This is a genomic window from Roseivivax sp. THAF197b, from assembly GCF_009363255.1.
Classification (GTDB): Bacteria; Pseudomonadota; Alphaproteobacteria; order Rhodobacterales; family Rhodobacteraceae; genus Roseivivax.
The window spans coordinates 3290347-3305424 of sequence record NZ_CP045318.1; the positions used below are offsets into that span (position 1 = coordinate 3290347).

Here is a 15078-nt window from a genome sequence, read left to right on the forward strand (position 1 = left end):
GGCGCTAGCTGAGGAGCATGGATGTGGTTGTCATTACCGCGATCATCGCGGGCCTGTTCTTCGTTCTTGGCATCGCCGAGCCGCTCGCGGCGCGCGTGAGGCTGCCCTATACCGTGATCCTCGCGGGCTTGGGCATCGTGATCGCCGTTTCCGCCTCGTTCTTTCTGCGCACGGAGATCACCGATGCGCTGAACCCCGTTGCCAATGCGATCCTGAACTTCCCGATCCGCTCCAACGTCTTCCTTTATGTCTTCCTGCCGACGCTGCTGTTCCAGGTGACGCTGGGCATGAACCTGCGGCGGATGGCCGACGATTGGGTGCCGATCCTCGTCCTCGCGGTGGTCGCGGTGTTCTTCTCGACGATCTTCGTCGGCTGGTCCCTGTCCTGGGTCAGCGGCATCGACCTTGTGGCCTGCCTGCTCTTGGCCGCGATCATCTCAACGACGGATCCGTCGGCGGTGGTCTCGATCTTCCGCTCCATCGCGGCACCGCGCCGCCTCGCGCGCATCATCGAAGGCGAAAGCCTGATGAACGACGCCGCGGCCATCGCACTCTTCGGCCTTCTGATGGGCTTCGTGATGCGTGGCGTGCCGGATCCGTCCTGGCAAAATGCGATCCTGCGCTTTCCGGTCCTGATCCTGGGCGGCGTCGCGGTGGGGATGGTGCTGGCCCGCGCCATGGTCTTCCTGATGTCCTTCCTCGACCGGCACGAGGCCGCGCAGATCTCGCTGTCGGTGGCGCTGCCCTATCTCGCCTATATCGCGGCGGAGCAGCTTCTGGGCGCGTCGGGCGTGATTGCCGTCGTCGCGGCGGGCATGACCGTGACCGTGACGGCCCCCGGTTCGATCAGCCCCACGAGCTGGGCCAACATGCGCGAGGTCTGGGGCCTTCTCGCGCATTGGGCCGGGGCGTTGATCTTCGTTCTGGCCGCGCTCCTGATCCCGCGCCTTCTGAGCGACGTGACCCTCGCCGATATCGGCCTGATCCTGTTCCTGGCTGTGGCCGCCCTGATGGCCCGCGCGGTGATCCTGTTCGGGCTTCTGCCGACGCTCAGCTTCCTGCGCCTGTCGCCGAAGGTCGAACGCCCCTACCGGGCGGCGATCCTCTGGGGTGGGCTGCGCGGGGCCGTCACGCTGGTCCTGGCGCTCGCGGTCACCGAAAGCCTGCGCGTGCCGCCCGAGACGCGGCGCATGGTCGGCATTCTCGCCACCGGGTACACGCTCTTCACGCTGGTGGTGCAGGGCTCCACCTTGCGCTGGGTGATCGGACGGCTGGGGCTGGATCGGCTGTCTGCCTTGGATGCAGCACTCGCCAAGCAGGTCATCGCGGTGGCCCTCCAGACCGTGCGCGAGGATGTGGCCGAGACCACCAAGAACTACGACCTGAGCCATGAAACGGTGCGCTCCGAGGCCAAGGCCTTCGGCGAACGGCTCGATGGCGCGGTGAAGGCTGCCGAGACCTCCGAGGATGTCCTCGACCGCGACCGCATCACGCTGGGTCTCGTGGCCCTGGCCTCCGCCGAGCGGGATATCGTGATCGAGCGGTTCCGCGAACGCGCCGTCTCGACCCGGCTCGCCGACCGGGTGCTGAGCGATATCGACCGGCTCGTCGAAGCTGCGCGCCAATCGGGCCGTACGGGCTACAGGCGCGCCGCCCGCGAAGCTGTCGGCCTGAATACGTCGTTCCGGGCCGCCGTGTGGCTGTTCAACCGGCTGAAGATCACGCGGCCCCTGTCGCGCCTGACCGCCGACCGCTTCGAGGTGCTGCTTCTGCAGGGCCTCGTTCTGCGCGATCTCGACGGGTTCATCGATCGTCGCATTCGCCGCATCCACGGCAAGCGCGTGGCGGACCTTCTGCACGAGCTACTCGCCCGCCGGATCGAGATGGTCGATCAGGCCCTCGACGGTCTGCGCCTGCAATATCCGGGCTATGCCGAGGAGTTGGAGCGCCGCTTCATCCGCCGCACGGCCCTGCGCCTCGAGAAGCGCGAATATGACGATCTGCTGGAAGAGGGCCTGATCGGCGTCGAATTGCACACCGACCTGATGGAGCGGCTCAACCGCCGTGCTGCCCAGGAGGAAAAGCGCCCCGCCCTCGATATCGTCCTGCAAAAGGCCGAGATTGCGCGGCAATTCCCGCTCTTCTCCGAACTGGACGAGGCTACGCTGCGCCGTCTGTCGAAAGCGCTGGTCACGCGCTATGCCGCCGAGGGCGATGTGATCGTCAGCCGCAATACCGCGGCCGACACGGTCTATTTCATCGCCTCGGGCGCGGTCGAGTTGCGCTCGCGCGGGATTGCCTACCGGCTGGGCCGGGGCGAGCTTTTCGGGCAATTGGCGATGCTGACGCAATCCGCCCGCCGCGCAGAGGTGCGCGCGATTGCGCCCTGCACGCTTCTGGCGCTGGACGAACAACGCTTCCGCAGGCTCTTGCGTCGGTCGAAGGCGATGCAGGAGGCGGTCGCCCAGAGTGCCGAGAAACGGGGCATCACCGTGCCCTATCTCGATGAAATTCGCGCCGCGCAGGGCTGATTCCGAGCCTCTCCCGCCCTATATGGCGGGCATGGACAGATCGATCGCAACACGGTAGCCCCCGCATCCATGGCCAAGAAACCGGACAATCCGAATTACAAGGTGATCGCCGAGAACCGGCGCGCCCGCTTCGATTACGCGATCGAGGAGGATGTCGAATGCGGCATCGTCCTGCAGGGCTCCGAGGTCAAATCGCTCCGGACCGGCTCGGCCAATATCGCCGAAAGCTATGCCGAGGTGAAGGATGGCGAGCTCTGGCTCATCAACTCCTATATCGCGCCCTACGAGCAGGCGATGTTCGGCCATGAGGATCGCCGCCCGCGCAAGCTTTTGGTGTCCAAGCGCGAATTGGCCAAGTTCTGGAGCGAGACCAACCGCAAGGGCATGACGCTCGTGCCGCTGGTCCTCTATTTCAATCATCGCGGCATCGCGAAGATCAAGATCGCGCTCGGCAAGGGCAAGAAGACCGTCGACAAGCGCGAGACCGCCGCCAAGCGCGACTGGAACCGCCAGAAGGCGCGGCTTCTCAAGGAGCATGGCTGAACTTGCCTCTGCGGCTGCTTGGCACTAAGCCAAAGGATGACCCGCAAGCGACGCAAACCGAGGTGGCCATGGCTGACGAAGATCCCCGGACACTGGTATCCACAGACTGGCTGGCCGCGCATCTGAAAGACCCCGATCTGCGCGTGCTGGATGCCAGCTGGTACCTGCCCGATATGGGGCGAGATGGCCGCGCCGAATACGATGCGGCCCATATTCCGGGCGCCCGCTACATCGACATCGACGATATCAGCGATGCGCGTTCGGACCTGCCCCACATGGCGCCGCCGCCCGAGAAATTCATGTCGCGGATGCGCGCCATGGGCGTGGGCGATGGCCATCAGGTCGTGGTCTATGACGGGGCGGGGATGTTTTCCGCCGCGCGCATCTGGTGGCTCTTCCGCCTGATGGGTCATGCCGATATCGCCGTTCTGGATGGCGGCTTCCCGAAATGGCAGGCCGAGGGCCAACCCGTGGAGGATATGCCTCCCATGATCCGCGACCGGCACATGACCGTGCGGCGGCAGGCGCATATGGTGCGCGATGTCACGCAGGTTTCCTCGGCTGCCAAGCTCGGCGATCACGAGGTGATCGACGCCCGCTCTCCGGGACGGTTCCGGGGCGAGGAGCCCGAGCCGCGCCCCGGCATGCGCGCGGGCCACATCCCCGGCTCGCGGAACGTGCATTACGCGACCCTTCTGAACGCCGATGGCACGATGAAGGAGCCCGCTGAACTCAAGGCGGTGTTCGAGGCCGCGGGCGTGGACCTCGCGAAGCCTGCCATCACCACCTGCGGATCGGGCGTGACCGCCGCGATCCTGTCGCTTGCCATGGAGCGTTTCGGCAAGAGCGACCATTCCCTTTATGACGGCTCATGGACCGAATGGGGCCAGTTCCCCACCCTGCCCGTCGCAACCGGAGACGATTGATGTTCGAACAGCTCAAAGAGCAACCCGCCGACAAGATCCTGGCGCTGATGCAGGCCTTCAAGGAGGACCCGCGCGAGGACAAGATCGACCTCGGCGTCGGCGTCTACAAGGATGCCCAGGGCAAGACCCCGATCATGCGGGCGATCAAATCCGCCGAGAAGCAGCTTTGGGAAGAAGAGACCACGAAGGCCTATACCGGCCTTGCGGGCGATCCCCTGTTCGGCGAACGGATGGCGCAGCTCGTGCTCGGCGACGCGGTCGACATGGGCAAGGTCGCGAAAGTGGCGACTCCCGGCGGCACCGGCGCCGTGCGGCAGGCCTTCGATCTCATCCGCATGGCCAACCCCGAGGCGCGCGTTTTCGTGTCGGATCCGACCTGGCCCAACCACCTGTCGATCCTCAAGCACATGGAGATCCCCTTTACCACCTACCGCTATTTCGATGGTGTGACGGGTGGCGTCGATTTCGACGGCATGATGGAGGACCTCGCCCAGGTGAGGAAGGGCGACGTGGTTCTGCTGCATGGCTGCTGCCACAACCCCACCGGCGCCAATCTGAACATGTCGGAATGGCAGGCGGTTGCGGACCTGCTGAACAAGCAGGGCGCGGTGCCGATGATCGACATCGCCTACCAGGGCTTTGGCGACGGGCTCGACGATGACGCGGCAGCCACCCGCCTGATCGCGGCGCATTGCCCCGAGACGCTGATCGCAGCCTCCTGCTCGAAGAATTTCGGCATCTACCGCGAGCGCACCGGCTGCCTGATGGCCGTGGCGCACGAAGAGGGCCGCCACAAGCTGAACCAGGGCACGCTGGCCTATCTGAACCGCCAGAACTATTCCTTCCCGCCCGATCACGGCGCGCGGCTGGTGCTGATGGTGCTGGGCGACGACGCGCTCCGCGCCGATTGGCAGGCGGAACTCGAGGACGTGCGGCTCGGCATGCTGAAGCTGCGCGAACAGCTGGCGGGCGAACTGCGCGATCTGTCGGGTTCCGATCGGTTCGGCTTTCTCGCCCAGCATCGCGGCATGTTCTCGCGTCTGGGCGTCGGTCCCGACAAGGTCGAGGCGCTGCGCGAAAAGCACGGCATCTACATGGTGGGCGACAGCCGCATGAACATTGCGGGTCTCAACGCCGAGACGGTGCCGAAACTGGCTCGCGCGATCATCGACGTCGGCTGCTGATCCAGCGGAGCAGGCGCCACGGCGCCTGCCCATGTCATGTCGTTCGAGGCCTTGGGGCCTCGATCTCCGGGTTGCCTCCGGCGGGAGGTATTTCCGGTCCGGTCGTAACACTTGGTTAAGCAAGATGTGAGACGAAGGGCCTGCGGTACAGGCGGGAGCGCCGATGACCGCGTCCGGACGTGACCTTGTCGCGCCGACCCCGTCCTTCACGCGAGGGCGGGGTTTTTCTGTGCCGCACTCTGCCCTCTCCTGTCATCCGCGTGTCCCACGCCCCAGTGTTGGCGCCCCGCCCCTGTCACGACCGGACCATAAATACCTCCGGAGAGCGCGAGAGGTAGAACCTCTCGCAGGGCCGGTCCCGGCTCGATGCCGGGATCGGTCCTTGCCCCCGTCGCCACGCTTCGTGACGGCGCGGCACATCTTGCCCTCGGCCAGCCCGCATGCGAGCGTCGCGCCGAACCTGATCCGAGGAGGGATGCATCATGCAGACCGCCACACCAGCCGCCCAGACCCATCTGCCGCAGACGACAGAGCCCCGGAATCCCGGCCTGCCGCTCGATCTCGACTGGGTGATGCGCGCCACTGCAAATCGCTCGGCCATCGAACGCCGCGCGGCGCAGCTGCCCACCCGGCGCAGCGTCAAGAAGGACCACCAGGCCGCCTGGCTTGCGCGTGCCATTTCCTGCATCGACCTCACGACGCTTGCGGGCGACGATACCGAAGGTCGGGTGCGCCGCCTCTGCGCCAAGGCGCGCCAGCCGGTGCGCGCGGATCTCCTCAAGGCCCTCGGCCTGCCCGATCTGACCGTGGGCGCCGTCTGCGTCTATCACGACATGATCGCGCCCGCGGCCCGCTTTCTCGACGGATCGGGGATTCCCGTGGCCGCGGTTTCCACGGGCTTTCCCGCGGGCCTGTCGCATTTTCACCTGCGCGTGGCCGAGATCGGCGAGAGCGTCGCGGCGGGTGCGGCGGAGATCGACATCGTTATCTCCCGTCGCCATGTTTTGACCGGCAATTGGCAGGCGCTCTACGACGAGATGCGCGCCTTCCGCGAAGCCTGCGGGCCTGCCCATGTGAAGGCGATCCTCGCCACGGGCGAGCTCGGCACGCTCCAGAACGTGGCGCGCGCGAGCCTTGTCGCGATGATGGCGGGCGCGGATTTCATCAAGACCTCGACCGGCAAGGAAAGCGTCAATGCCACCCTGCCCGTCAGCCTCGTGATGATCCGGGCGATCCGCGACTACCATGAGGCGACAGGCTTCCGGATCGGCTACAAGCCCGCGGGCGGTATCTCCAAGGCCAAGGACGCGATCACCTATCTCGCGCTCATCCGCGAAGAACTTGGCCGCGACTGGCTTTCCCCGCATCTCTTCCGCTTCGGCGCCTCCAGTCTCCTGGGCGATATCGAGCGGCAATTGGAACACCATGTCACCGGCGCCTATTCGGCCAGCTGGCGGCACGCGATGGCGTAAGGCACGGATATGAGCGTCAAGGATATCTTCGAGAGCATGGAATACGGCCCCGCCCCCGAGGCCGCGGGCGATGCGCTGGCCTGGATCACCGATCAGGGCGCGCGGTTCGGTCATTTCGTGGACGGCGCCTTCACGCAGCCGGGCACGACATTCGAGACCACCAATCCCGCCACGGGCGAGGTGCTGGCCGACATCACCCAAGGCACCGAGGCCGACGTGGCCGCCGCCGTGGCGGCGGCCCGCGCCGCACAGGGCAAGTGGGAGAAGCTCGGCGGCCCCGCACGCGCGCGCTATCTCTATGCGCTGGCGCGGCTCTTGCAGAAACATTCCCGGCTTTTCGCCGTGCTCGAGACGCTCGATAACGGCAAGCCCATCCGCGAGGCGCGCGACATCGATATCCCGCTTGCCGCGCGGCATTTCTACTATCATGCGGGCTGCGCGCAGTTGATGGAGGATCACGTCCCGGGCCGCGTGGCGCACGGTGTCTGCGGCCAGATCGTGCCGTGGAACTTCCCGCTGCTGATGCTTGCCTGGAAGATCGCGCCCGCGCTTGCCATGGGCAACACGGTCGTGCTGAAGCCCGCCGAATGGACATCGCTGACCGCCCTGTGTTTCGCCGATATCTGCCGTCAGGCGGGCCTGCCCAAGGGCGTGGTGAACATTGTCACGGGTGATGGCGACACGGGTGCCGCGCTGGTCGCCGCCGACGTGGACAAGATCGCCTTCACCGGCTCAACCGAGGTGGGCCGCAAGATCCGCGCCGCCACGGCCGGGCAAGGCAAGGCGCTCACGCTCGAGCTCGGGGGCAAGTCGCCCTATATCGTCTTCGAGGATGCCGATCTCGACAGCGCCATCGAGGGCCTCGTCGATGCGATCTGGTTCAATGGCGGGCAGGTTTGCTGCGCGGGCTCCCGCCTCCTGGTGCAGGAGGGCATCGCCGAGCGATTCCACGCGAAGCTGCGCGCGCGGATGGACAAGCTGCGCATGGGCGACCCCTTGGACAAGTCCATCGACGTGGGCGCCATCGTGCACCCTGAGCAATGCGCGCGGATCGCGGCCCTTGTCGATCAGGCCGATGGCGAGGTCTACCGCGCCGCGGGCCCGGTGCCCGAGGGCTGTTTCTACCCGCCCACGCTGATCTCCGACCTCTCGCCCGCATCCCCCCTGATGCAGGAGGAAATCTTCGGCCCCGTCCTCGTCTCCACCACCTTCCGCACGCCTTCGGAGGCGGTGCAGCTTGCGAACAACACGCGCTACGGCCTCGCGGCCACCGTCTGGTCGGAGAACATCAACGTCGCGCTCGACATCGCGCCGAAACTGGCCTCCGGCGTGGTCTGGGTCAACGGCACCAACATGTTCGACGCGGCGGCCCCCTTCGGCGGCGTGCGCGAATCGGGCTTCGGGCGCGAAGGCGGACCCGAGGGACTGATGGCCTACACCAAGCCCGCCGGAAAACCCAAGGCGCTGAAGCGTATCGCGGCCTTCACCGGCGACACGGCAGAGCCGCAGCCCGTGGACCGCACCGCGAAGCTCTATATCGGCGGCAAGCAGGCGCGGCCTGATGGCGGCTATGCGCAGGCGGTCTTCGATGCGAAAGGCCGTCTTCTGGGACAGGCGCCCATCGCCAACCGCAAGGATGTGCGCAACGCGGTCGAAGCGGCGCGCGGCGCGTCAGGCTGGGCCGGTGCCACCGCGCATAACCGCGCGCAGGTGCTCTATTACCTGGGCGAGAACCTTTCTGCCCGCGAAAGCGAGCTCGCCGCGCGGCTCGATGCCATGACCGGCAAGAAGGACGGCAAGGCCGAGGTCGCATTGGCCACGACGCGGCTTTTCGAGGCCGCCGCCTGGGCCGACAAGTTCGCCGGGGAGGCGCGCGCCGTGCCGATGCGCGGTCTGGCCATGGCGCTGCGCGAGCCTGTGGGTGTGATCGGTGCGCTTTGCCCTGACGAGATGCCGCTTGTGGGACTCGTATCGGTGATGGCGCCGGCGCTTGCCATGGGCAACCGGCTCGTCCTGGTGGCCTCGGAAGCCGCGCCGCTCATCGCGCAGGAGTTGACGCAACTGCTTGAGACCTCGGACGTGCCGGGCGGTGCGGTGAACCTGCTGACCGGACCGCATGAGGACCTGGCCAAGACGCTGGCCGATCACGCCGATGTGGACGCGGTCTGGTCCTTCTCGGGCGCGGATATCTCCGCAGAGATCGAGCGGCGGTCTGCCGGCAACCTCAAACGCACATGGGTCAATGACGGCCATGCCCGCGACTGGGCCGGAGCAGAGGGCGCGGCGCGCACCTTCCTCGATGCCGCGACCGAGGTGAAGACAGTGTGGGTGCCCTACGGCGCGTGATGGCTCCGAGGGACGTGGTGAGATGGGCATCGGAACGCGCCTCCACCCCGCCCCGGACGGCTCACGCGGCGGCTTCTTTCGAGGACCCAAACGGCACGCCATGTCGCAGGACGACGCCCGTCATTGAGATTTCACATCCCCGATGCTATCTTGAAACTATCCCAACGCGTCGGGGGCGATACCGGCGCGACAACCCAAGGAGGACGATGTCCTGTTGCCCAACGCTTCCGCGACCGATGTCGCTGAACTCGGGGGCCCTATGACGGGCCAGACCCCAATGACGCCGTCGAGCGATAAATCCCTCGCGGCTATTCTCGAAACCCTCGATGACATGAAGGCCGAAGATGTCGTGCAGATCGACCTGCGCGGGAAATCTGCCATGGGCGATCATATGATCGTCTGCTCCGGCCGGTCCTCGCGCCAGGTGGGCGCCATCGCGGAGAAGATCGCCGACGATCTGAAGACCCGGTACGGGATCCTGTCCAAGATGGAGGGCAAGGAAACCGGTGACTGGATCCTGATCGATACCGGCGATGTGATCGTGCATGTCTTCCGCCCCGAAGTGCGGGACTTCTACCAGATCGAGAAGATGTGGGCGCCAGCACCCACGGCGGCCAAAGCCCAGTAGGTGCGGCTGCATCTTTGCGTCGTGGGTCGGCTCCGAAAGGGGCCCGAGAAGGCGCTTGTCGATGATTATCTCGACCGTACGGAAAAAACCGGGCGGGCCATGGGCCTCGGCCCGGTTTCTGTCGTTGAGGTCGAGGACAAGAAGGGCGGGGGCATGGCCACCGAGGCCGCGCTCCTGCGCCGCGCCCTGCCTTCGGGCGCGCTTCTTTGCACGATGGATGAGCGCGGACAGCGCCTGTCCTCGCCGGGCTTCGCGGATCAGCTCGCCAAGTGGCGCGATACCGGTCGGCAGGACGTGGCCTTCGTCATTGGCGGCGCGGACGGCATCGATCCGGCCCTGCGCGCGGAGGCCGATTTCAGTCTCAGCTTCGGCGAAATGGTCTGGCCGCACATGCTGGTGCGCGTGATGCTGGCCGAACAGCTTTATCGGGCGGCCTCGATCCTGGCGGGCACGCCCTATCACCGCGCCTGAGACGGATCAGATGATCTCGTCCTCGTCGTAAAGCGCGGGCAGTTCCAGATGATCCGACATCGCATCCGGCGCGACGGGCTTTGCGGGCGTTGCGATGTGAAAACAGGCGTCGCCCTCGTTGACCACCGGCAGGTTGGTCCGGCCGATCACGATGCCGGCCTCGGCGGCTGTGATCTCGTGATCGACCACGCCGAACGGATCGGACACGATCCCGAGCACCGCGCCCTCCTCCACGTAATCGCCCGCGGCCTTGAGCGTGCGCAGAAGCCCGCCCGAGGGCGCCCGCACCCAGGACGAGCCATCGCAGAACACCGAGGCGCCCCGCGCCCGCGGCACGCCCCGCCCGCCGATCATGCCCAGATGCTGCAGCACGCGCAGAATGCCCGCGACGCCCGCCCGCGCGGCGGTCTCGTCAAAGCGCAGCCCCTCGCCTGCCTCATACAGCAGCACATCGACCCCGGCCTTGTCGGCGGCCTCGCGCAGCGATCCGTCACGCACGCGGCTTGTCATGGTCACGGGGGCGGCGAAGGCCGCGCCCAGCTCGGCCAGTCGCTTGTCGCCGGGGGTCAGCCGGATCTGCGGCAGGTTCGTCCGGCCCACGGCGGCGGAATGCAGATCGATACCCACGTCGCAGCGCTGCACGATTTCGGTGATGAAGATATCCGCCAGCCGCGCGGCCAGCGACCCATGCGCCGAGCCCGGAAAGGACCGGTTCAGATCGCGCCGATCCGGCAGGTAGCGCGATTGGTTCAGAAAGCCGAAGGTGTTGACCACGGGCACCGCGATCAGCGTTCCCGACAACCGCTCCAGCGGTCGCGCACGCAGGAGGCGGCGCACGATCTCGACGCCGATCACCTCGTCGCCATGCACCGCCGCCGAGACGAACACGACAGGGCCAGGCCTGCGCCCGTGGATGACCTCGGCCGACAGGTGCACGGGCGTGTGATCGGACAGGACGGATACCGGCAGATCCACGCTGGCGCGCGTGCCCGGTGCCACGGTCATTTCACCAATCTCGAAGGCTTTAGACGTCATGCGGTCCTCGCGGAGGGGTTACCGCGCGATACGCCATAGGGCGGCCGGTGCCAATGGCTGCGGGCACCGGGGCCGCGTGTCACGCTCTGCGGCGCTGAAAAAGGCCCCAGTTTTCGGCATAAGCCGCAAGCGTCAGCGACACGAAGCCCAGCGCCGCGAAGCCCAGGAACATCGGCAAGACCGTCCCGTCGTAGAGGTAGCCCAAAGCCGCTCCGATGAGCCCACCGCCCAGCGTCTGCACCGTGCCCAGAACCGCCGAGGCCGTGCCCGCGACATGGCCGAGCTCCTCCATCGCGAGCGCGTTGAAATTCGCCGGGATGAAGCCGAAGAAGCTGAATTGCGGGATCGACAGGATCAGGAACCACAGGAACGGCAAGGCGCCGCCCCAGGCCGCCGCCAGCGCAAGATGCACCGTGGCGAGAATCGCGAAGCCCAAAAGCGCGCCATGGCTTAGCCGCCTTGTGCCGAAGATCCGCACGAGCCGCGAATTGGCGAAATTCGACGCCGCCATGAAACAGGCCACCAACGCGAAATAGAGGGTGAATTCCGGCCCGATGCCGTAGACCTCGGTGTAGATCTGCTCGGCCTGGCTGACGAAGGAGAACAGAACCCCGAAGAAGGCGCCCGTCGCCAGCGTGTAGCCAAAGGCCCGCCGGTTGGTGAAGATGATCTTGAAGGCCTCCAGGATGCGAGCGCCGTTCAACTCGCGCCGATCTTCCGGGCGCAGCGTCTCGGGCAGGCGCATAAAGCTCCACAGGAAGGCCGCCGCCCCGATGGCGAACATCGCCCCCGCCAGAAGCCGCCAATCGCCAAAGATCAGCACCGCCGAGCCGAGATTGGGCGCGATCACCGGCATCACCATGAAGACCATCATGACAAGCGACATGGCCTGCGCCATCGCCTCCCCCTTGAAGCGGTCGCGCACCACGGACAGCGCCACGACCCGTGTCGCGCCCGCACCCACACCCTGGATGAAGCGCATCGCAAGGAGCATCTCGAACGAGGTCGAGAACGCCGCCGCGATGGCCGCGACGCAATAGACGCCGAGGCCGAAGAACAGCACAGGCCTGCGCCCGAACCGGTCCGACAAGGGGCCGTAGACGACCTGGCTTGCCCCGAACCCGATCACGTAGGAGCCGATCACGAATTGCCCCGCATTGGCGTCGACCACCGCAAAGGCGTTGGTGATATCGGTCACGGCGGGGATGTAGACGTCGATCGCGGCGGCGTTCAACGCCATGAGAAACGCCACGATCGCGATGAATTCCCAGTAAGGTAGTGCCGCGGCAGCGCCTTCGGGCCGGGTTGGCGCTTCGGTGGGGGCGGCGGCGGGACGGTCGGGAATGACGGACATGGTATTTCCAAAAAACATCGTGAGAACGGAAAACCCGGCGCGAAGGCCGCGCCGGGTCTCACCCTGATATAGAATGCCTTGCATGACCCGCCAACCGGGGCGGCACCGTTCCGCGCAGGCGCATGGCGCACACGGCCTGTGCGCCTTTGCCCCGCGCTGGAAGTTATTCCGGCAGCTTGGCCATGCGCAGATAGGGCAGCACGGTCTGGTACTGGCCGAACTTTTCGCGCGCGTCTTCCTCGGAGACGGTCGCGGGGATCACCACATCCTCGCCCACGGCCCAGTTGGCGGGCGTGGCGATGGTGTGCTGTGCCGCGGTCTGCAGCCCGTCGATGGCGCGCAGGACCTCGGCGAAGTTGCGGCCCACATTCATCGGATAGGTCATCGACAGCTTGAGCTGCATGTCCGGGCCGATCACGAAGACCGCGCGCACCGTGGCGGTGTCATTGGACGTGCGGCCATCGGGCAGATACGCCTCGGCGGGCAGCATGTCGAAGGCCTTGGACAGCGCGAGGTCACTATCCGCGACGATCGGGAAGGTCGCCTCGGCGCCGCCCGCGGTCTGGATGTCCTCCTTCCAGCGCTTGTGATCCTCGGCGCTGTCCACGGACACGCCAAGCACCTTCACGCCGCGCTTTTCCCACTCATCCTTGAGCTGGGCGACTGCCCCGAATTCAGTGGTGCAGACCGGGGTGAAATCCTTGGGATGCGAGAAGATCACCGTCCAGCTGTCGCCCACGTAATCGTGCAGCGAAATCGGGCCGTGATCGGTCTCGACGGTCAGATCGGGGATGGTATCGTTGATGCGCAAAGCCATGTTGAGCCTCCGTGCGAATATGGGTCTGGGGATGTACCTAGGCCGTCGCCCGCCCCATTGCATCCCCCGAGATGCAGCGGCATGGTGCCTTTGCAAATTTGATCAAATATCGCGGATCGGCCCGGCGCCGATCCCCGGCGACAGGAGACAGCGATGATCGAGAAACGCGACTTCTACATCGACGGTGCCTGGGTCGCACCGCAGGCGGGCACGGATCACGCGGTGATCGACCCCTCCACCGAAGAGGCCTTCGCGACCATTTCGCTGGGCGGCGAGGCCGATACCAACGCCGCCGTCGCCGCGGCCAAGGCCGCCCTGCCCGGCTGGATGGCAACCCCTGTCGAGGAGCGGATCGCAGCCGTCGAGCGTCTGCTCGAGGCCTACAAGGCGCGTGCGGCCGACATGGCCGAAGCCATGAGCCGCGAGATGGGCGCGCCCATGGATCTGGCCTCGCGCAACCAGTTCGGCGCGGGTGCCTTCCACCTCAAGAACTTCATCCGCGCCGCCCGCGATTTCCCCTGGGAAGCGCCTCTGGGCGATCACGCGCCCAATGACCGCATCATCCACGAGGCGGTGGGCGTCTGCGCGCTCATCACGCCGTGGAACTGGCCGATGAACCAGATCACCCTGAAGGTTGGCGCAGCGGCTGTCGCGGGCAACACGATGGTTCTGAAACCCTCCGAGGAAAGTCCGCTTTCGGCGATCATCTTCGCCGAATGCGTGGAGGCGGCGGGCTGGCCCAAAGGCGTCTTCAACCTCGTCAACGGCGATGGCGCGGGCGCAGGCTCGCAGCTTTCGGCGCATCCGGATGTGGACATGGTGTCCTTCACCGGCTCCACCCGTGCGGGCAAGCTGATCTCCAAGGCCGCCGCCGACACGCTCAAGCGCGTGCATCTGGAACTGGGCGGCAAGGGCGCCAACCTGATCTTCGCCGATGCGGATGAGAAGGCCGTGAAGCGCGGCGTGTTGCACATGATGCAGAACTCGGGCCAAAGCTGTAACGCCCCCTCGCGCATGATGGTCGAGGCACAGGTCTATGACCGCGTCGTGGACGAGGCCGCCGAGGTCGCGGGCAAGGTGGGCGTTGGTCCCGCCTCGGAAGAAGGCCGCCATATCGGCCCGGTGGTGAACCGCACCCAGTGGGACAAGATCCAGGGCCTGATCCAGCAGGGCATCGACGAAGGCGCGCGGCTTGTCGCGGGCGGTCCGGGCCTGCCCGAGGGTGTGAACAAGGGCTTCTTCGTGCGGCCCACCGTCTTTGCCGACGTGACGCCCGACATGACCATCGCGCAGGAGGAAATCTTCGGCCCCGTCCTGTCGATCATGCGCTTCGAGACCGAGGAGGAGGCCCTGCGCGTGGCCAATGACACGCCCTACGGGTTGACCAACTACGTGCAGACCGCCGATGGCGCGCGGCGCAACCGGCTGGCACGCGCGCTGCGCTCGGGCATGGTCGAGATGAACGGCCAGGACCGCGCGGCAGGCTCGCCCTTCGGCGGCATGAAGATGTCCGGCAATGGCCGCGAGGGCGGATCGTGGGGCATCCATGACTTCGTCGAGGTCAAGGCGGTGTCCGGCTGGGATCCAGAGGCGGAGTGAGCGGTTTTCAAATCGCGCTACACGGGAGCGAACAGACGTCATCCTAGGGGCAAGCGCGAAGATGGCGTTTCTCCTTCCTTCCGTTTTCACCCTCCATGCCTCATCAAACAGACCCCCGCTGGTGCGCCTGCCCGCGGGATGGCGCTGCAACAGTGGAACGCAGGCGCTTTAT

Annotated in this window: 12 protein-coding genes; 9 read left to right on the forward strand and 3 right to left on the reverse strand. The window is 66.3% G+C overall.

Annotated features, from left to right (window positions below):
* The first annotated feature begins 17 nt into the window (after nucleotides 1-17).
* The 8 genes from FIV09_RS15825 (at nucleotide 18) to rlmH (ending at nucleotide 10101) form a co-directional block, all read left to right on the forward strand.
* Nucleotides 18-2531: a cation:proton antiporter gene (locus tag FIV09_RS15825; RefSeq protein ID WP_152451406.1), complete on the forward strand. Its 2514-nt coding sequence runs from the start codon at nucleotides 18-20 to the stop codon at nucleotides 2529-2531.
* 69 nt (nucleotides 2532-2600) lie between these two features.
* Nucleotides 2601-3074 (forward strand): SsrA-binding protein SmpB, encoded by a 474-nt coding sequence (gene smpB, locus FIV09_RS15830; protein WP_152451408.1) that lies wholly within the window; start codon nucleotides 2601-2603, stop codon nucleotides 3072-3074.
* 68 nt (nucleotides 3075-3142) lie between these two features.
* Nucleotides 3143-4000: a 3-mercaptopyruvate sulfurtransferase gene (sseA, locus tag FIV09_RS15835; protein ID WP_152451411.1), complete on the forward strand. Its 858-nt coding sequence runs from the start codon at nucleotides 3143-3145 to the stop codon at nucleotides 3998-4000.
* A complete protein-coding gene (locus FIV09_RS15840; protein WP_152451413.1) occupies nucleotides 4000-5184 on the forward strand; it encodes an amino acid aminotransferase in 1185 nt (394 codons plus the stop codon). The genes sseA and FIV09_RS15840 overlap by 1 nt, the downstream gene beginning before the upstream one ends.
* Before the next feature lie 482 nt (nucleotides 5185-5666).
* Nucleotides 5667-6656, forward strand: coding sequence for a deoxyribose-phosphate aldolase (deoC, locus tag FIV09_RS15845; RefSeq protein ID WP_152451415.1), 990 nt, complete (start codon nucleotides 5667-5669; stop codon nucleotides 6654-6656).
* A 9-nt stretch (nucleotides 6657-6665) separates the two neighbouring features.
* The gene (locus FIV09_RS15850; protein ID WP_152451417.1) at nucleotides 6666-9002 is read left to right on the forward strand and encodes an aldehyde dehydrogenase family protein; all 2337 of its coding nucleotides are present in this window, start codon (nucleotides 6666-6668) and stop codon (nucleotides 9000-9002) included.
* A gap of 259 nt (nucleotides 9003-9261) precedes the next feature.
* Nucleotides 9262-9630 (forward strand): ribosome silencing factor, encoded by a 369-nt coding sequence (gene rsfS / locus FIV09_RS15855; protein ID WP_152451419.1) that lies wholly within the window; start codon nucleotides 9262-9264, stop codon nucleotides 9628-9630.
* Nucleotides 9631-10101 carry a 23S rRNA (pseudouridine(1915)-N(3))-methyltransferase RlmH gene (rlmH, locus tag FIV09_RS15860; RefSeq protein WP_152451421.1) on the forward strand — a complete coding sequence of 157 codons (471 nt, stop codon included), beginning with the start codon at nucleotides 9631-9633 and terminating at the stop codon, nucleotides 10099-10101. It begins immediately after the preceding gene.
* A 6-nt stretch (nucleotides 10102-10107) separates the two neighbouring features.
* Here the strand turns inward: rlmH and FIV09_RS15865 are convergent, their stop codons facing one another.
* The 3 genes from FIV09_RS15865 to FIV09_RS15875 form a co-directional block, all read right to left on the reverse strand.
* Complete coding sequence (locus FIV09_RS15865; protein ID WP_152451423.1) at nucleotides 10108-11136, reverse strand: succinylglutamate desuccinylase/aspartoacylase family protein; 1029 nt, start codon at nucleotides 11134-11136, stop codon at nucleotides 10108-10110.
* A 79-nt stretch (nucleotides 11137-11215) separates the two neighbouring features.
* A complete protein-coding gene (locus FIV09_RS15870) occupies nucleotides 11216-12490 on the reverse strand; it encodes a multidrug effflux MFS transporter (protein WP_172975753.1) in 1275 nt (424 codons plus the stop codon).
* Between the two features lie 163 nt (nucleotides 12491-12653).
* Nucleotides 12654-13307, reverse strand: a complete 654-nt coding sequence (locus tag FIV09_RS15875; RefSeq protein WP_152451427.1) for a peroxiredoxin — start codon at nucleotides 13305-13307, stop codon at nucleotides 12654-12656.
* Nucleotides 13308-13460: 153 nt separating this feature from the next.
* On the opposite strand from FIV09_RS15875, the gene FIV09_RS15880 reads away from it, so the two are divergent.
* Complete coding sequence (locus FIV09_RS15880) at nucleotides 13461-14906, forward strand: aldehyde dehydrogenase family protein (protein ID WP_152451429.1); 1446 nt, start codon at nucleotides 13461-13463, stop codon at nucleotides 14904-14906.
* Nucleotides 14907-15078: the final 172 nt, after the last annotated feature.